Source organism: Streptomyces sp. NPDC058773 (assembly GCF_042746015.1).
Taxonomy (GTDB): domain Bacteria; phylum Actinomycetota; class Actinomycetes; order Streptomycetales; family Streptomycetaceae; genus Streptomyces.
The window spans coordinates 122,579-140,173 of record NZ_JBHYPE010000013.1 but is presented as its reverse complement, the minus strand read 5'-3'; the positions used below and the strand labels follow the sequence as shown (position 1 = coordinate 140,173).

16 protein-coding genes and 3 tRNA genes are annotated in these 17,595 nt (G+C 73.6%); 11 read left to right on the top strand and 8 right to left on the bottom strand.

All coding sequences use genetic code 11. The features are described 5' to 3' along the window. Positions 1-3 precede the first annotated feature (3 nt). The 9 genes from ACFW5B_RS14735 (at position 4) to ACFW5B_RS14695 (ending at position 11,242) form a co-directional block, all read left to right on the top strand. Positions 4-729, top strand: a complete 726-nt coding sequence (locus tag ACFW5B_RS14735; RefSeq protein ID WP_386438622.1) for a class I SAM-dependent methyltransferase — start codon at positions 4-6, stop codon at positions 727-729. Continuing rightward, complete coding sequence (locus tag ACFW5B_RS14730; protein ID WP_386438619.1) at positions 726-5,087, top strand: alpha-(1->3)-arabinofuranosyltransferase family protein; 4,362 nt, start codon at positions 726-728, stop codon at positions 5,085-5,087. The genes ACFW5B_RS14735 and ACFW5B_RS14730 overlap by 4 nt, the downstream gene beginning before the upstream one ends. After that, a complete protein-coding gene (locus ACFW5B_RS14725; protein ID WP_386438616.1) occupies positions 5,084-6,706 on the top strand; it encodes a condensation protein in 1,623 nt (540 codons plus the stop codon). Before ACFW5B_RS14730 ends, ACFW5B_RS14725 begins: the two co-directional genes overlap by 4 nt. Next, positions 6,703-7,437 carry a methyltransferase domain-containing protein gene (locus ACFW5B_RS14720; protein ID WP_386438613.1) on the top strand — a complete coding sequence of 245 codons (735 nt, stop codon included), beginning with the start codon at positions 6,703-6,705 and terminating at the stop codon, positions 7,435-7,437. The genes ACFW5B_RS14725 and ACFW5B_RS14720 overlap by 4 nt, the downstream gene beginning before the upstream one ends. Then, the gene (locus ACFW5B_RS14715; protein WP_386438610.1) at positions 7,415-8,374 is read left to right on the top strand and encodes a DMT family transporter; all 960 of its coding nucleotides are present in this window, start codon (positions 7,415-7,417) and stop codon (positions 8,372-8,374) included. The genes ACFW5B_RS14720 and ACFW5B_RS14715 overlap by 23 nt, the downstream gene beginning before the upstream one ends. Next, complete coding sequence (locus tag ACFW5B_RS14710) at positions 8,361-8,585, top strand: Trm112 family protein (RefSeq protein WP_386438606.1); 225 nt, start codon at positions 8,361-8,363, stop codon at positions 8,583-8,585. Before ACFW5B_RS14715 ends, ACFW5B_RS14710 begins: the two co-directional genes overlap by 14 nt. Next, on the top strand, positions 8,582-9,385 hold the full coding sequence (locus ACFW5B_RS14705; protein WP_386438603.1) for an FkbM family methyltransferase: 804 nt from the start codon (positions 8,582-8,584) through the stop codon (positions 9,383-9,385). The genes ACFW5B_RS14710 and ACFW5B_RS14705 overlap by 4 nt, the downstream gene beginning before the upstream one ends. Then, a complete protein-coding gene (locus tag ACFW5B_RS14700; RefSeq protein ID WP_386438600.1) occupies positions 9,363-9,956 on the top strand; it encodes a hypothetical protein in 594 nt (197 codons plus the stop codon). Before ACFW5B_RS14705 ends, ACFW5B_RS14700 begins: the two co-directional genes overlap by 23 nt. A gap of 254 nt (positions 9,957-10,210) precedes the next feature. After that, entirely contained in the window at positions 10,211-11,242 is a 1,032-nt protein-coding gene (locus tag ACFW5B_RS14695; protein ID WP_386438597.1) for a rod shape-determining protein, read from the top strand. Positions 11,243-11,286: 44 nt separating this feature from the next. Here ACFW5B_RS14695 and ACFW5B_RS14690 read toward each other — a convergent pair whose 3' ends face one another. From ACFW5B_RS14690 to ACFW5B_RS14680, 3 genes are all read right to left on the bottom strand, one after another. Beyond that, positions 11,287-11,883 (bottom strand): histidine phosphatase family protein, encoded by a 597-nt coding sequence (locus tag ACFW5B_RS14690; RefSeq protein ID WP_386438593.1) that lies wholly within the window; start codon positions 11,881-11,883, stop codon positions 11,287-11,289. Next, positions 11,880-12,278, bottom strand: a complete 399-nt coding sequence (gene trxA / locus ACFW5B_RS14685) for a thioredoxin (RefSeq protein WP_386438590.1) — start codon at positions 12,276-12,278, stop codon at positions 11,880-11,882. Before trxA ends, ACFW5B_RS14690 begins: the two co-directional genes overlap by 4 nt. Before the next feature lie 222 nt (positions 12,279-12,500). Beyond that, positions 12,501-12,863: a cupin domain-containing protein gene (locus ACFW5B_RS14680; RefSeq protein WP_386438587.1), complete on the bottom strand. Its 363-nt coding sequence runs from the start codon at positions 12,861-12,863 to the stop codon at positions 12,501-12,503. A gap of 221 nt (positions 12,864-13,084) precedes the next feature. Here ACFW5B_RS14680 and ACFW5B_RS14675 point away from each other — a divergent pair, with 221 nt between their 5' ends. Continuing rightward, positions 13,085-13,960: a glycosyltransferase family 2 protein gene (locus ACFW5B_RS14675; RefSeq protein WP_386438584.1), complete on the top strand. Its 876-nt coding sequence runs from the start codon at positions 13,085-13,087 to the stop codon at positions 13,958-13,960. A gap of 47 nt (positions 13,961-14,007) precedes the next feature. On the opposite strand, the gene ACFW5B_RS14670 is transcribed toward ACFW5B_RS14675, so the two are convergent. The 5 genes from ACFW5B_RS14670 to ACFW5B_RS14650 all read right to left on the bottom strand — a co-directional run bounded on the left by ACFW5B_RS14670 (position 14,008) and on the right by ACFW5B_RS14650 (position 17,048). Continuing rightward, complete coding sequence (locus tag ACFW5B_RS14670; RefSeq protein WP_386438581.1) at positions 14,008-14,940, bottom strand: DUF5996 family protein; 933 nt, start codon at positions 14,938-14,940, stop codon at positions 14,008-14,010. A gap of 211 nt (positions 14,941-15,151) precedes the next feature. Further along, a complete protein-coding gene (locus tag ACFW5B_RS14665; protein ID WP_386438578.1) occupies positions 15,152-15,784 on the bottom strand; it encodes a hypothetical protein in 633 nt (210 codons plus the stop codon). A gap of 861 nt (positions 15,785-16,645) precedes the next feature. After that, positions 16,646-16,719: transfer RNA gene (locus tag ACFW5B_RS14660), tRNA-Ile, on the bottom strand. Positions 16,720-16,897: 178 nt separating this feature from the next. Further along, positions 16,898-16,970: transfer RNA gene (locus ACFW5B_RS14655), tRNA-Asn, on the bottom strand. A 5-nt stretch (positions 16,971-16,975) separates the two neighbouring features. Continuing rightward, positions 16,976-17,048 (bottom strand) — tRNA-Asn (locus ACFW5B_RS14650). A gap of 219 nt (positions 17,049-17,267) precedes the next feature. Between ACFW5B_RS14650 and ACFW5B_RS14645 the strand changes: the two genes are divergently transcribed. Next, positions 17,268-17,567, top strand: coding sequence for a YtxH domain-containing protein (locus tag ACFW5B_RS14645; protein WP_386438575.1), 300 nt, complete (start codon positions 17,268-17,270; stop codon positions 17,565-17,567). The last annotated feature ends 28 nt before the right edge of the window (positions 17,568-17,595 follow it).

The window sequence follows — 17,595 nt, the reverse complement described above, 5'->3', positions numbered from 1 at the left end:
CGGGTGCGCGACCCCTCGCTGCGCAGGTCCGCCGCCCTCTTCCGGGCCTTTCTGCGGGAGCGGACCGACCCCGGGCACTGCTACCGGCTGCTCGCCCGGGACGCCGCCGACCAGGTCGAACGGTATGCGCCGCTGCGGGGCGCGGTGGTCGCCGATGTCGGCGGCGGCAGCGGGTACTTCACCGCGGAGTTCCGCCGCCGCGGCGCCCTGAGCTGGCTCTTCGAGCCCGACACGGCGGAGCTGACCGCACACGGCCCGCCGCCCGACGGCGCGGTGGTCGCCGACGGCTATCTGCTGCCGCTCGCCGACGGCGCCGTCGACATCTGCTTCTCCTCCAACGTCCTGGAGCACGTCGCCGACCCGCAGACCTTCCTCAGCGAGATGATCCGGGTCACCCGCCCCGGCGGGCTGATCTACGTCGCGTTCACCAACTGGTTCTCCCCCTGGGGCGGCCACGAGACCGCGCCCTGGCACTACCTGGGCGCCGAACGGGCCCGCGCCCGCTACCGGCGGCGCACCGGACACCCGGCCAAACACACCCTGGGCGTCAACCTGTTCGCGGTGCACATCGGCCGCACCCTGCGCCAGATCCGGGCCCGTGACGACATCGCCGTGGTCACCGCCCGCTCGCGCTACGCGCCGTTCCTCGCCGAGGCCATCCCCCGCCTCCCGGGTGTCCGGGAGGTCGCCACCTGGAACCTCCTCCTCATCCTCCGGCGGTTGCCATGACCCAGACCCTGAGGCCCCTCCCGTCCCCCGGCTCGCCCGACGCCGGGGGACGGCCGACGCCCGCCCCCGACGCGCCGTCCGGTCAGCCCCGCTCCAGACGCTGGCTGTTCGCGTTCTGGGCGCTCGCCCTGGCCGGCTTCCTCGCGCCCGCGCCGGGGAAGATGACGTTCGAGACCAAGCTCGGTGTGACGACCGCCCCGTGGAAGTTCCTCGGCGACCTCGGGCAGTTGTGGCACGACCGGGCGGGCTTCGGCGGCCTCGCCGACCAGTACATCGGCTACGCCTTCCCCACGCTCCCCTACTACGGGCTGGCCGATCTCGCCCATGTCCCGGTGTGGCTGGCCGAGCGGCTGTGGATGTCGCTGATCGTCACGGCCGCGTTCTGGGGTGCGCTGCGACTGGCCGAACGGCTCCGCGTCGGCACCCCGCCGGCCCGGCTCCTGGCCGCCGCCTGCTACGCGCTGTGGCCGGCTTTCACCCTCGTCATCGGCTCCACCTCCGCCGCCGCGCTGCCCGGCGCGCTGCTGCCGTGGGTACTGCTGCCGCTGACCAACACACAGGTGAGCGCCCGGATCGCGGCCACCCGCTCGGCGCTGCTGATCCCCTTCATGGGCGGCGTCAACGCGGCCTCGACGCTGGCGTCGCTGCTGCCCGCCGGCCTGTATCTGCTGTCCCGTACGGGGCCGCGCCGGGCGAAGCTGCTGGCCTGGTGGCTGTCCGGGGTCGTGCTGGCCACCGCCTGGTGGGTGGTGCCGCTGCTGCTGCTCGGCATCCACGGCGAGAACTTCATGCCGTTCATCGAGCAGGCCGACACCACCACCGGCACCATGTCCGCCACCGAACTGCTGCGCGGCGCCGGCAACTGGGTCGGCTACCTCAACTTCGGCGAACCCTGGCTGCCGGCCGGCTGGACGATGACCGCCCGGCCGTTCGCGGTGCTCGGTTCGGCGCTGGCCGCGGCGCTCGGCCTGGCCGGGCTGGCCCGCCGTGATCTGCCCGAGCGCCGCTGGCTGCTGCTGACCGTCCTTGCCGTCGCGCTGATCGCGCTGGCCGGATACGGCGGAGCGCTCGGCGGACCGCTGCACGCGCTGTGGCAGGACTGGCTCAACGGCTGGCTGCGCCCGTTCCGCAACATCTACAAGTTCACCCCGGGCCTGGCGCTGGCGCTCACCCTGGGCCTGGCGCATCTGCTGGCGGTCGCCACCGAACGCCGCGGCACCCGGCGGCTGCCCGCCCGCCGGCGCCTGCCGCTGCTGACGGCGCTGCTGGTGCTGCCCGCGCTCACGCTGCCCTTCCTCACCGGCACCGTCCTGCAGCCCGGCGCCTTCACCGAGCTGCCCGCCTCCTGGCAACGGGCCGCGGCCTGGCTCCAGAAGCACTCCCCGCACAGCCGCGCGCTGGTCGTCCCCGCGACCGCGCACGGCCTCTACACCTGGGGCTCCCCCATCGACGAACCGCTCGATGTCCTCGCCACCTCCCCCTGGACGCAGCGCGACTTCGTCCCGTTCGGCACGCCGGGCGCCCGCCGCACCCTGGACGCCGTCGAGCAGGCCCTGCTGACCGGCGCACAGGTCCCCGGCCTGCGCGACTACTTGGGCCGGGCCGGACTGCACGACGTGGTCGTACGCAATGATCTCGACCCGGACCAGATCGGCTACGTCCCGCCGCAGACCGTCAAACGCACCCTCCAGGCGTCCGGCTACCGCAAGGTGGCCGCGTTCGGTCCGCTGACCACCGGCGGCCGCATCCCCTCCGGGGCGCCCCTCCAGGTCCAGGGCCTCTATCCGCGGCAGCGCGCCGTCGAGATCTACCGGCCGGCGGACACCCCCGGGCCCGGCCCGGTCACCACCCGCGCCGTCGCGGACACCGCGCAGCTCAGCGGCGGCCCCGAAGCCCTGCTCCAGCTGTCCGCCGACCCCGGCCTGCGCCACCGCCCGACCGTGCTGACCGGTGACCGCCACCCCGGCCTCGGCACCCCGCCGCTCCAGCTGACCGCCGACGGCCTGCGGCGTGCCGACACCCGCTTCGGCCTGGTCAACAGCAACACCTCGTACACCTACACCGCCGGTGAGCGGAACCACCCCGACAGCGTCCAGGACCCCGGCCGCCCGCCCCGGCAGATCCTGCCGACCACCGGGCCCGGCCACCAGACCACCGCCGTCCTCCGCGGTGCGTCCTCGGTCACCGCCTCCACCAGCGGCAACTGGCTCTTCCACCTGCCGCAGTACGACCCGGTCAACGCCTTCGACGGCAACCCGGACACCGCCTGGGCGGAAGGCAGCGCCGGGACGCCCGTCGGCCAGTGGATCCGGATCGGCTTCACCCGGCCCGTCACCCTCCCGTCCACGCTGTCCCTCACCCCGCTGCCCGGCGACGGGCTGCGGGCCGCCCCGACGTCCGTACGGGTGCAGACCGACCGCGGCAGCACGACCGACACCCTGCGCCCGGACGGCACACCCCAGCGGGTCAAGGCCCCGGCCGGGCGGGCGGCCTGGCTGAAGGTGACCGTCCTCGGTTCGCAGACCCCCCGCGCCGGGCTGTCCGGCGCCGGCTTCCGGGAGATCTCCGTTCCCGGCGTCCAGGTCACCCGGCTGCTGCAACTCCCCACCGACGCCGGGCGTTCCGGCGCGCCCGCCGAGATCGTCTCGCTGCACCGCGGCAGCGACCCCGGCGGCCTCTCCCCGGTCTCCGCGGAGACCGGGCTGCACCGCCAGTTCCGCACCGGCGCGGCGGCCGCGTACCGCGTCTTTGGCACCGCGCTGCCCGTTCCCGGCCCCGAACTCGACCAGCTCCTGGACCGCATCGCCCCGGAGCAACGGGACCGGATCACCGCCACCGCCGACTCCACCGGCTTCGGCTTCGGCCGGTCGCTCAGCCCTCGCAACCTCGTCGACGGCGATCTGACCACCGCCTGGATCGCCGGAGACCGGCCGACCCTGCATCTGCGCTGGCCCGGCAAGAAGAAGATCGACCAGCTCGTGCTGGCCGCGGCCGGCGGTCTCGCCACCCGGCCGGAGCAGATCCTGATCAACTCCCCGTACGGGGCGGCCACCGCGGGCGTCGACGAAAACGGCCAGGCCCGCTTCGACCCGATCACCACCGACCGCCTCGACATCACCATCAGCAAGGTCACCCCGCTGACCCTGCACAACCCCGTCGCCGGCCGGCCACTCCAGCTCCCCGTCGGCCTCAGCGAGATCCACATCCCCGCACTGGACGCCTACCGCACCCCCCGCCCCGCCGCCGGCGCCCGCTTCTCGCTCGGCTGCGGCCAGGGCCCGATGCTCGCCGTCGACGGCGTCCTGCACGCCACCGAGGCCGCCGGCTACCTCCGCGACCTCACCGAACGCCGCCCCATCCGGGTCCGGTTGTGCGCCGGCCCGGCCCGCGACGGACGCCTGGACCTCCCGTCCGGCCGCCACCGGGTGGAGGCGGGCGACCAGGGGCCGCTGGCGCTGACGGAGGTGACGCTGCGGCGGGGTGACGGGGCCCGCGCCGGTGCCGTGGGAGCCGGGCCGGGGCGGGAGCCGTCGGGAGCGGAGCCGGAAGCGGCCGGCCCGGGACGGGAATCCACCTCGGCGGTACGGGAACCGGCCGATCCGGAGCGGGATTCCGCCGCCCCGGCGCGGAGGGTCGCTGCCGGGGACTGGTCGGGGGACCGCCGCAGCGTCGCGGTCGGCGCCGGCCGGGCCGTCTACCTCCAGATGCACGAGAACGCCAACGACGGCTGGCAGGCAACGCTCCACGGCCAACGGCTGACCCCGCTCCGGATCGACGGCTGGCAGCAGGCCTTCCTCGTCCCGGCCGGGGCCGGCGGAACCGTCGAGCTCACCTACGCCCCGTCCGTCACCTACCACCTGGGACTGGCCGGCGGCGCCCTCGGAATCGCGCTCCTGCTCCTCTCGGCCCTCGTCCGCCGCACCCCCCGCACCCCGCCACCCGCGGCACCGCCCCCGCCCGCCCCGTCCTGGGTCCTGGGCGTCCTGGCACTCACCGCGGTACTGGCCCTGGCTTCCGGACCGTACGCCCTGATCGTGCCGGCCCTGGCACTACTGGCCCACTTCCGACCCCAACTCCTGCTCTCACTGGCCCTGTTGGCGATGCTGACCGCCGGAGCCGTCGCGGCCCTCGGCGCGGGCCGGCCCCATGCCGCAGGCGAGGGCGCCTTCAGCGGCGCTGCCCAGGCGGCGGCGCTGCTGGCCCTGGCGGCGGCGGTGGTGACCGTGCGGGGGCGGGGGGCGCGGGGGCCGGTGGTCCTGGAGGGAGCCGGGGCGGATGCGGACAGCGGCCCCGCACCGCCCACCCACAGCGCTCCCGCACGGCCGACCGACAACAGCGGGGAGGACACCACCCGATGACCGCACTGGAACCGGCCCGGCACGAACCACCCGACGAGCGGGGCGCACCGCCCGACGGCCAGGGCGCACCGTCCCCCAACCCCGGCCGGCCCTCCCCCGCCCCCTCCCCCTCTCCCCCTTCGGGGGAGGGGGCGGGGGGTGGGTTCGGGGGTGGGGGGGAGCAATGTCGCGCGATCGTCGTCGGCCGCGTCCCCTTCCCCGTTGTGGACGAGATCTCGCGGCACTGTCTGGACGAGGGGCAGCCGGAGACCGTGCACATCGAGGTGCATCTCCCGGGCCGGGTCGATCCGGCCCGGCTGCGCACCGCGTTCCACCGGGCGCTCGCCCGGCATCCGCGCATCCTGATGCGCCAGGCACCGGCCCGCTGGTGGCACCGCCGCTACGTCTGGCAGCTCACCGCCGCCCCGGACGTGGACCCGGTCGACTTCCCGCCGCCCGGCCCCGGCGCGCTGGCCCGTGCCCGGCGGCGCGCGCTCGACGACAGTCCGGCGCTGGACGCCTCGCCGCCCGTACGGCTGGAGGTGATCGAGGGGGCGGGCGAGGGCACCGTGCTGCTGCTCACCCTCCACCACACCGCCCTGGACGGACCGGCCTGTCTGCGGGTGCTGGCCACCGCCGCCGAGCTCTACGGCGGCGCCGACAACTCCCCCGCCCCGTCCCCGGTCCGCGCCTCCGGTCCCCGTACGGAGCGACCGCAGGCCGACGACGACGGGCCGGGCGCCGGACGCCGCTTCTCCCGGCCGGCGCGGATCGCCCCCGCCCCCGGCCGCACTCCCCGGCCCGCGACACCGGCACCGGCACCGGCACCGGCACCGGCACCGGCACCGGCAGACGAACGCCGGTCCGGCAACGGCATGTTCCTGGCCGATCTGCCGATTCCGGACCGCCCGCCGCGCACTCCCGGCCGGGCGGCGCCGTACACCGTCAACGACCAACTGCTGGTCGCCACCTGGCTGATGGTCGCCCGCTGGAACCGGCTGCACGCCCCGTCCGGCCCGCACGGCGCGGCCGGCGCCCCGGCCGCCGCGCCCGTCGTCGTCACCATGCCCGTCGACGACCGGCCGCGCGGGGCCGAGATGCCCATCGGCAACGGCACCCGGCTGCTGTCGGTCGGGTTCGGCCCCGAGGAGGTCCGGGACGCCGGGCCGCTCACCGCCGATCCGCCGGACCCGGACGCGGTGGCCCGGCTGCTGCGGCGCACCGCCGCCCGCACCCGCGCCCTCAAGGCCGCGCCCCCCGGGCGTCAACTCGGGCTTTCCGCAACGTTGTTGACCGCACCCGTCGTCCCGGTCGGGCTGCGCGGCGCGGTCACCCGGGTGCTGCGCTCCGCCGCCGCGCCCTGGACCTCCACCACCCTGCTGTCCAACATCGGCCGGATTCCCTACCCGCTGGACTTCGCGGAGGCCGGACGGCCGACCGCGGTGTGGTTCTCCGCCCCGGCCCGGATGCCGCGCGGTCTCACCGTCACCACGGTCTCGGTGGGCGGCCGCATCCAGCTGGCGCTGCGCTGGTCCCCGGCCCTCCTGGACGAGGCGGCCGGCGCCCGGCTCGGTGCGCTGTTCCGCTCCTCCCTCGCCGCCACCGCCTGGACCCCGCCGGCCGGCGGAGCGGCCCGATGACCCGGCCGCCCGCCGCGCTGCGGGACTTCTACGAGAACCCGGCCGTACCGGTCGCCTCCGGAGCGGCCCGCAGCCGGCGGCAGGCCCGGCTGCTGGCGCGCGCCCTGGGTCCCGTACGGACCGGGGCGCCGGCCGCCACCATCCTGGACATCGGCTGCGGCGACGGCTCGGCGGCGGCCACCGCGGCGGAGCTGCTCGCCGGCCACCGGCTGATCGGCGTCGACTGGTCGCAGGACGCGCTGCGCCGCGCCCGGACCCACCTCCCCTGTGTACGCGGCGAACTCACCGACGGCGGGCTGCCGTTCGCGGCCGGCTCCGCCGACGCCGTCCTCTTCAGCGAGGTCATCGAGCATCTCGTCGACCCCGATGCCGCCCTGGACGAGCTGCGCCGCGTCCTGCGCCCCGGCGGCCATCTGCTGCTGTCCACCCCCAACCTCGCCGCCTGGTACAACCGCGGGCTGCTGCTCGCCGGGGTCCAGCCCGTCTTCTCGGAGGTCAGCATGCGCCGTGTGCACGGCCGGCCCGGCAGCCAGGTCGTCGGCCATCTGCGGCTCTACACGGCCCGTGCGCTGCGCGGCTTCCTCGCGGCGTCCGGTTTCGAGGCCGTACGCATCGCCGGTGCGCCGTATCACGACGTGCCGCGGACGCTGCGCCCCCTGGACCGCGCCGCGTGCCACGTCCCGTCGCTGGCCTCCATCCTGCTCGCCCATGCCCGCCGGGGAAGGGGGTAGCGCGGTGCCGTGGTGGGGCGTGGCGTCCGCGCTGCTCGCCAACGTCCTGTACAGCACCGGCTTCGTGCTGGAGAAGCGCGCACTGGCCGGGCTGCCGGCACTGAGCATCCGCCGGCCCGGAAGGGTCGTCGGGCATCTGCTGTCCAGCCCGCTGTGGCTGGCCGGATCGCTCGCGCTGGCAGCCGGGTTCGCCGCCCAGCTCGCCGTCTACCGCACCCTGCCGCTCGCCGCCGCCCAGGGCCTCTTCGTCTCCGGTCTGGTGCTGCTCCTGCTGCTGTCCTCGGTGGTGCTGGGCGAGCGGACCAGCGGCCGGGAGCGGCAGGGCATCGTGGCGATCCTGTTCGCGCTGGCGCTGGTCATCGCGTCCCTCCGGGGCGAGGACGCGCAGGCCGTCGCCCGCACCGCGCCGCCCGGGACCCTGCTGCTGATCGCGGTGCCGTCGCTGGCCGCCGGGCTGCTGCTGTACCGCTCGGCGGAACGGCGCGCCCGGCGCCGGCACCGGCTGCCCACCGCGGGTGTCCCCTACGGGGTGGCCGTGGGCCTCCTCTACGGGGTCAGCTCGCTGGCCATCAAGGGCGTCGCCGGCCTGCTGACCGCGCGTGACATCCCGGCCACCGTCGACCGGCTGCTGCGCTCGCCCTACCCGTACCTCCTGCTCGTCACGGGAGCCGCCGGTCTGGTGCTGTCGCAGACCGCGCTGCAGCGCTGCCGGGCCTCCCTGATCGTCCCCGTCTGCACCACCGTCACCTGTGTGTTCACCGTCGTCTGCGGCACCGTGGCGTTCGGTGAGCCGCTGCCCGCCGATCCGCTGCGCCGCGCGCTGCGGCTGGGCGGCACCGCCGTCGCCGTGGCGGTGCTGCTCGCGCTGCCGCGCCATGACCCGCCCGCTCCCGTATCCGCCACCGGCACCCCGGAGTTGCGCCATGAAGCCCGATGACCCGCTGCTGAAGATCCTCGTCTGCCCCCTCGACAAGGGCCCGCTGTCGCTGCTCGCCCCCGGTGACGCCCTCTACAACCCCCGGCTGCGCCGCCGCTATCCGGTCCTCGACGGCATCCCCCAGCTCCTGCCCTCCTCCGGCGAGCAGCTCACCGACGCCGAGCACCTGCGCGCGCTGGGCCGGATCGCGGACCGGGAACCGGGGTCGTGACGCTCGCCGCGCGGCTGGGCCCCCGGCTGGTGTCGGCGCTGGCGGCCGGGCTCTATCCGCGCTTCGAACCGGAGCTGCGGCGGCTGGCCGACTTCTGCCCGCCCGGCGGCACGGCCGTCGACGTCGGCGGGTGGTACGGCCCCTGGACCCGGCGGCTGGCCCGGCGCGCCGACCGGGTCGTCACCCTCGAACCGGTGCCCCATCTGGCCCGTCTGCTCGCCTCGGTCGCGCCCCCGCATGTCGAGGTGGTGTCCGCCGCGGCCACCGACCGCACGGGCCGCGCCGCCCTCTGGCTGCCCGCCGACGGCCGCGGCGACCGCGGGGTCTCCTCGCTGGTACGCCGTGAGCTGCACACCTCCGCCGTCGAGGTGCCCTGTCTCCCGCTGGACGCGCTGGGGCTGACGGCCGTCACCCTCATCAAGATCGACGCGGAGGGCGCGGAGCTGGCGGTGCTGCGCGGCGCCACACACACCGTCGAACGTGAACTCCCGGCGCTTTTCGTCGAGTTGGAGACCCGCATCCAGCCGCTCGGGCCCGTGCTGGACTGGACGGCGGCGCGGGGCTACCGCGGCTGGGTCCTGCCGCGTGACCGCTGGTTGCCGCTGGCCGCTTTCGATCTGCCCGCCCATCAGTCCCGTACCTGCCATGTCGCCGAGCACGGGCTGCTGCGCCGCTCCCTCGCCCCGCACCGCCGCTACGTCAACTCCGTGCTGTTCCTCCCCAAGGGCGCGCGCCCCGGACGCCCCGCCGCCCGCGCCGTCCACCACCATGTCCCTCATGGCCCCCACCACGGACACTGACCCGCCCGCCGGTCCGCCCGGCCCGGTCGCCTTCCAGCTCGTGCTGCTGCGGAGGATGGCCGACCACCACCCCGGCCTGGTCGAGGACGCGCTGCGCACCCTGGGCGTCTCCCGCGCCGCGATGCGCGAGGCCAACCGCCGCTGGCAGGCGCGGATGCACGCCCCGCGCGCGCCCGGCGGCCTCCAGCCGTACCGTGCGCTGCTGGGCGCCCCGGAGACCGTCACCGCCCGCCGGATCGGCGACCTGAGCTGCGAGGCCCTGACCTGGCCGGTTCCGCTCTGGCCCGATCTGCGGTTCGAGGTCCTCACCGGCGGCCGGGGCGCGGTCTGGAACGCCTGGCTCGTCCGGGCCCCCGGCGCCGCCGCCCCCGACCTGCGCACCACCGCGGATCTGACGCCCTGGTCGTGCACCGTCGACGAGGTCGCCCGCGCCTTCGCCCCGGCCCGCCCCATGGAGGGCAGCGCCCCCACCCGCTGGCGGCTGGCCTGCACCGCGCCGGGCCCCGACGGCACCCCGCAGCAGATCGTCCCGGAATTCACCTGGGGGCTGTACCAGCGGCTGACCGGCTGACGGCGGCGGCCGGCCCGGCCGAGGGCCACGACCGCCCGGCCGAGGGCGGCGATTGCCCGGCCGACGCCCCGCCGCACCGGCGCCTCAAGGGCGCGTCACTCCTTCGCCGCAGCCGCCCCGCGCCCGTCCCCCGGGCGGACCCGCCCAGCGGGCGGCGGCCCCGGCACGACCGGAGGATGGCGCACGAGCGGTCCCTGCGAACCGGCCGCGCGAGCGCTTCGTCCATACACCGGCCCATCGGGGAGGAATCACCCATGACCATCAGCCTCGCCCAATTGCGGCGCTGTTCGGCCGCCATCGACATCGGCGCGGCCCGGACCAGGGTGTATGTGAAGAACCAGGGGCTGGTCGTCGACGAACCGACCGTCGCCGCCATCAACACCCGCAGCGGGGCGCTGCTGGCCGTCGGCGCCCAGGCCGAGGTGATGGACGGCCGCACCCCCGACTACATCCGCGTGGTGCGCCCGGTCGCCGGCGGTACCGTCGTCGACATCGACATGGCCCAGCGGCTGCTGCGGACCCTGGTCGGCGACAAGCTGCGCAAGAGCTGGCGGCGCCGGCCGGCGATGCGGGCCGCGGTCTGTCTCCCGTACGGCAGTGAGCCGCTGGCCCAGCGGGCCATCGTGGAGACGCTCACCGGGCTCGGGGCGCGGCGGGTGGAACTGGTCGACACCCTGGTCGCCGCCGCGGTGGGGTCCGGGCTCCCGGTGGAGCAGCCCGAGGCCACCATGATCGTGGTGTGCGGCGCCGGAACCACGCAGGTCGCGGTGCTCTCGCTCGGTTCGATCGTGTCCGCGGAGACCGTGCCGGTGGGCGGCAACGCCATCGACCACGCGGTCATCCAGCATCTGCGGCTGCACCACGAGCTGATGCTGGCGGGACAGGCCGTCCGCCCGCTGCAGATGATGCTCTCCCGTGGAGCCGGGGGCACGCCCGGCTCCACCGAGGTGCACGGCCGCGACGTGGTCAGCGGAATGGCGCGCTCCGTGCATGTCGACACCGAGGGGGTACGGGAGGCCATCACCACCCCGCTGACCTCGATCCTCGACGGCATCGGGTCGGTGCTGCGCCGCTGCCCGCCGGATCTGGTGGCCGACCTCGGGGAGCGCGGCATCGTGCTCGCGGGCGGCAGCGCCCTGATCCCGGGCCTGGAGCCGATGATCCACCAGGCCACGAACATGCCGGTGCATACCGCGGACCACCCCGACACCTGTGCCGTGATGGGCCTCGGTGCCATGATCGAGGGCAAGGTCCAGCCCCTGCACCTCGATCCGATGGGCCCCTGAGGCCTGCCGAAACCGGGGCCGGGGCCCCCGCCGACCCCAGCGGCTCACAGACTCCGGGCGTTCCAGGCGACCACCGCGGGCCGGTCGTGCTCGGTGCCCAGGATGCCGACCGTCGCGGTCTCGAAGGTGAAGAGTCCGCCGGCCGCGGGCGGCAGCCCGAGCCTGCGGGCGGCCAGCACCCGCAGGAAGTGCGCATGCGCCACCAGCGCCACATCGCCGCCGTCCGCGGCGAGCTGCGGCGCGAGCCGCGCCAGCACCCGGTCGGCACGCGCCCCGACCTGCTCCGGCGTCTCGCCCGGATGCTCCGGTGGCCCCTCGGCGACACCGTCGGAGAACAGATACCAGCCGGGCCGGCCGCGGTGGATCTCGGCGGTGGCGACGCCCTCATAGCCGCCGTAGTCCCATTCCCGCAGGTCGGGGTCGATCTGCGGGCGGGCGAGGCCCGCCAGTTCGGCGGTGCGCAGCGCCCGCTCCATCGGGCTGGCGTAGACCTGCCCGATCTTCCGGTCCGACAGCAGCGGCCGCAGCGCGCGGGCCTGCTCCTCGCCGGTGGCGGTCAGCGGCAGATCGGTCCAGCTGGTGTGCCGGCCGTCCCTGCTCCACTCGGTCTCGCCGTGCCGGACCAGAAGGAGGTCGCTCACGAGTCCTGCGCCTGCTGCCCCTGCTCGGCCTCGGCCTGCTGGGCCTCGGTGACCGACGCCCGGACCTCGTCCATGTCCAGCGCACGGGCCTGGCCGATGACGTCCTCCAGGGCCTCCTCGGGCAGCGCGCCCGGCTGGGCGAAGACCGCGATGTTCTCGCGGACGATCATCACCGTGGGGATGGACTGAATCTGCAGGGCCTGCGCCAGCTCGGGCTGCGCCTCCGTGTCGACCTTGGCGAAGACCAGGTCGTCGTGCTTCTCGGAGGACTTCTCGAAGACCGGGCCGAACTGCTTGCACGGCCCGCACCACTCGGCCCAGAAGTCGATCAGGACGAAGTCGTTACCGGAGACGATTTCGTCGAAGTTTTCCTTGGTGAGCTCGATGGTGCTCATGCCTGTTTCCCTGCTTCCGGTCTGTCGACGCTTGTGACTCGGTCTCCGGCTGCGGTAACGGGATCGTCCCGTGACGTATTCCGCAGGCCGGACCGTCCCGCACCCCTGCCCACCGAGCGCGTTCCTAGACATCCGGATCGACGTGGGAAACCACACGCCACCCGACCGGCCGACGCGGCTCCCCTCACCGCGCCCCGGCCTCGCTCCCCTGTGGTCACGTAGCTAGCTCTTGGCCTTGCCGTAGTCCTTGGCCATACCGCCCGCGAAGTCGTACACGACGCACTGTTCGTCCCCGACGACCCAGGCGTCATGGCCGGCCGGGCAGACGAAGACATCGCCGGGCCCCACTTCGGACTCCGCGCCGTCATTCATCCTGATCCGCATCCGGCCCTGGACCACGAAGCAGTTGTGGTGGACCTCGCAGCTGTCCGTCCCGGCTATCGGGCGCACCGACTCCGACCAGCGCCAGCCGGGCTCGAAGGTGGCCACGGCGAAGTCCAGTCCGGTGAGGTGCAGGGCTTCGAGGTGACCCCGGGGAAAGTCGCGCCGTTCATCCGGCTTGTCGACCGTTTTGACTTCCATCATGAGGGTTCCTCCGTCCACCCCCCTGGGGCATCCGTGCCACGCCCCGGTCCTTCCATGGTGCGCCGGTCCGGCACACCCGGCATCCGCGGTCCGCCCGCCCCCGGCGAAGACGTTCCCCAGCGTTCAACGGCCGGTTGTCGCCGGGGAAGCGCCGTGGCACACAACCGCCGCACCCGGCGGTTAGCATCCCGACAAGACCGCCAAGAACGGAGCAAACTTCTGTGCCTCCTCTGCGCGTAGGCGTCGCCATCCTGACCATGGGAAACCGTCCCGCCGAGCTGCGGGCGCTGCTGGATTCGGTCGCGAAGCAGGACCTCCAGCCGGCCCACATCGTGGTCATCGGAAACGGCTCACCGCTGCCCCCGCTGCCGCACGGCGCCGTCGGTGTCGAGCTGAGCGACAACCTGGGAGTCTCCGGCGGCCGCAATGTCGCCCTGGACGAGCTGCGCAAGCTCGGGGACCTCGACGTGGTGGTCGACCTGGATGACGACGGTCTGCTGCACAGCACTGACGTCTTCCGCCGGCTGACCGAACTGCACGCCCGGGAGCCGGAGTTGGGGATCGTGAGCTTCCGCATCGCCGACGAGCGGGGCCGCACCCAGCGCCGCCACGTCCCCCGCCTCCGGGCCGGCGACCCGACGCGCGGCGGCCTGGTCACCACCTTCCTCGGCGGCGGGCACTCGCTGTCCGTACCGATGCTGGAGCGGATCGGCGGCTGGCCCGAGGACTTCTTCTACGCCCACGAGGAAACCGACCTGGCCTGGCGGGCCCTGGACGACGGCTGGCACATCCGCTACGCCCCGGAAATCGTGCTCCAGCACCCCTACACCTCACCGACCCGGCACGCGGTCTACCACCGCATGGTCGCCAGAAACCGCGTCTGGCTGGCCCGGCGGCACCTCCCCGCCGTCCTGGTGCCGCTCTACCTCGGCGTATGGGCCGCGCTGACCGCCGTCCGCAGCCCCTCGGTGGCGGGCCTGCGCGCCTGGGCCGCGGGATTCGCCGAAGGGGTACGGACCCCGTGCGGCCGCCGCCGTCCACTGCGCTGGCGCACCGTGTGGCGGATGACGATGCTGGGCCGCCCACCGGTCATCTGAGCCGCACCCCGGACGACTGCCCCTGAGGGACCGGCTCACCGGGACCGCTACCGCAGCCGTGGGTCCGTCACCCCGCCCGGACAGGCGAGGCGTTCGGCGTCCCACCCGGCCCGCCGGGCACCGGCACGGTAGGCGCTCTCGTAGAACCCGAGCACGGCCGCCCGGGGATCGGCCTGCGCACGCGCGTCGTCGTACCGCAGCACGGCCAGATGGCTTCCGCCCCGCGCGACCCAGCTCGCCGCGGCCGGCCGCAGCGGCTCCCCGGCCAGGTCCGCGGGCTCCGGAGCGGTGTAGGAGTAGAACGCCGGCTCGGGGAAACCGTCGTCCCCGAACCAGAAGCCGAAGCTGATCACCTCCCTGGAGTACGCCTCCCGGGTCACCGGATCGGTCTCCCGCGGCTGCTCGACCCGCCGCCCGGAGAACCGGGTGTGCGCGATGTCGAACGTGTGCCAGAAGTGGTGCACCGGGCTGACCTTCCCCTCATAGCCCGCCGCGAACTCCTCCAGCACCGCCGCCACCTGGCTGAGCACCCGCCAATACCGGTTGGCGTGACCGGGATCGTAGACCGCGTGCTCGGTGTCCTCCGCGAACGGCCGCCCGGCATCGGGCAGGTCGAACGGCCGGGGAACGTCGAGCCGCACCCGGACCCCCAGCCCGGCCAGCGCGTCCATAAGGGTGTCGTGAAAGTCCGCCACGGACCGCCCGGCAAGCGGAAACGACACCGTCCGGCCGTCCAGCACCGCCACGACCAGCTGATGCCCCACGAAGTCGAAGTCGATCGTGAACAGCGGATTCCCGTCGACCAGCCCCATCGGCCGGGTGGTGATACCGCGCCCGGTCAGATGGAACGGCACGTTCCACCAGTGATTGCGCCGCACCCCGGCAGCCAGCCGCACCTTCCCCACCACCTGCGCAAAGCGATGCACCGTCTCTTTGGTCTCCCGCCACTCCCCATACGGAATCACCGGAAACAGCTCCATCGCCCTCACCCTTCCTCTTCCGCCCGGCACTCCTGACGGCCGGCCGGGGCCTGGACGACCAGATGACCATGGCGGCCGGCGATCGGCACATCGTGGATCTTCGCCCTGGGCGCTGCGGTGGGACGGGGGGACTCGAAATCAGACGTAGGAGCGCCGAGTCGCGTCGTCGCCCGGAGGGGGCACAGGCTCTGACGGGCGGGGCTCGCCGGTCCTACGTGTCGTCGTCACGGTCCACTCGCCAGAGGCCCGCCACTGACTGGGCGTAGGCGATGCGGTGGTCGAGGTGTTTGCCGTAGACGCGGTACTCGGGCGAGCCAATCTTTTGCTTGAGTGCCGTGCGTTTCCAGAATCCTTGGGTGGTTTTCCAGACAGTGCGAGTCGGGGGGTCAATGACGATTTCACCGTTGGGCAAATTGCAGATGAACTCGATAAGGATGAGGGGAATGCAGAGCACCGACTTGACGATCGAGCTGATGGAGGCTCCGCGGGCCCGCAGGAGGGACTGCTTCGGCCGCACGATCTCACGGACGGGGCGCCACCACTGCTCGGGGGGTGGCAGTCGAAGTTCGGCCAGGACGTGATGGTCGGGTGTCAGGACCGTGAAGTGCAACCCTTGTCCCACAAGGACGAGGATGGGCTCTGAGGTGTCCTTGGTGCGGTAAAGCGTGTAGCGCGGTTCGGTACCGGGAGGCAGTGCCCAGTTCGGGGGTGTGCCCTCGGTGGCGTAGGCGAAGGGTTCGCCCCGGAAGGGCGCGACGACATATTCGAGGGGGAAGGCGCATTCGCCGGGCTCACTGTTCGAGGGGTTCCGAGCGTGGAACCAAACCTTCGTGGGGCTGTCCATTGTTTTCTCCTAGCCGAACACCGAGCGGACGTCGGTGGGTGTGCGGGATTCCTCCTCGGGCTGCGCGGCGAAACGGAAGGTGAGGGTTTCACCGATCTGCCGCAACCAACCGACGTAGCGGGGGAGCTCAGCGAAGCTAGGCGTGGAGAGGGAGCAGTTCGCCAAATTGTAGAGCGGCGAGTGGAGTTGCAGATCGCAGAGGCCCCGGCGGGCGTCGCGGGAGATGGCGCAGCAGAGGGGCGGACAGCAGGCTCGCACATGATCACGCCGTGATCTTCTTGAGGTGTGGATGAGCATTCGTCCGCCGAAACCGTTCGGTGGGCCCCGGAATGAGGCACGTCCGTCAGGCGCTCCCGGTGGCGGGGCCTCCCCGCCACGCGCAGCGTCGCGACGCGACCCCGGCGGGTCTCGTGACGGCGCCCCGGTCAGCATTTCGAAGAGGCCCCAAGCCAAGCTGTAGACATCGCTGCGATCTTCAGTCACAGCGTCTGCCCACACCGGAAATCCTGGGCCATCGGAGTACGAACACGCCCCCGAACAGCCCGATGGAGGCCGGAGTCAGGAGCACTCGGCCAACACGGCCTCCAAGTGGATGCGCGCCCACTCCGCCAGTCAGGCTGGAGGTACTGCGGGTCACGGAAGTGAAGCTCGGCACCCCGCCGACGGGACTGCTCCGCTTCGTCATCGCCCGGCCCGCCCGGACCTCCGTGCGCCCCAGCGAGCCCCGGGTGCCCCCGTGCGTCCCCCGCATGTCCCCTGGATCTTGGTCTGAACGGCTGAACGGGGGCCACCGCGCTGTGGCGGTGGCCCCCGTTCTGACGTTTCCCCAGGTAGAAAGGGTCTCCCCCCTGGGTGCTGCGGTGGGGCGGGTGGGACTCGAACCCACGGCCGACGGATTATGAGTCCGCTGCTCTAACCGGCTGAGCTACCGCCCCCCACGGCGCGTCGCGCACATTTGTGCGCGCCGTCTGCCGCAGCATAGCCGCTCATACGATCTGCTGCCCGTGAGGGCTGCCGTCGCGCGACCACGCACGCCCAAGAGGACCGCGATCACGGGCCGTTGGTTCCATGGCACAAGAAAAAGGACCCCTCGCGGGGTCCTCGTTCTCTCTGCTCCCCCGACTGGACTCGAACCAGTAACCCTCCGGTTAACAGCCGAATGCTCTGCCAATTGAGCTACAGGGGACCGAGCTCCCCCGACTGGACTCGAACCAGTAACCTGCCGGTTAACAGCCGGCTGCTCTGCCAATTGAGCTACAGGGGATTGCTCTGTGTGCCTCGAATGCATCGCTGTCCGGCCTTCCGGACGGCGCGCGCTCGCTGCGACACATACATTAGCGCAAGCAGGGGGGTGCTCCGCCAATCGGTATCGCCTCAGGTCACCTCGGGTGATCTGCGGCCCCGGAGGGTAGGCGCGCGGCACAGCCCGCACTCCGGTGCGTACCGGCACCGGACGGGACCGACGAGAGGGAAAGGTGGAGCGATGCGCTACCGGCTCACGTTCATCGCGGGACTGGCCACGGGGTACGTGCTCGGCGCACGGGCCGGCCAGGAGCGGTACGAGCAGCTCCGTAAGGCCGCCCAGCGGATCTCGCAGAATCCGGCGGTCCGGAACACCGCCGAGTCGGCCGCGCTGACCGGGCGCGAGGCGGCCTCCAAGGCCTTCGGGACGGTGTCGGCCAAGGTCGGGGACCGGCTGCCGGCGTCCGTCACCGACCGGGTGCGGTCGCTGCGTGAGCGGCGCAACGGCGACGAGGACGACTGGGGCACCAGCAATACGTGAGCGGCGACCCTCCCGGGCAAACCCTGAC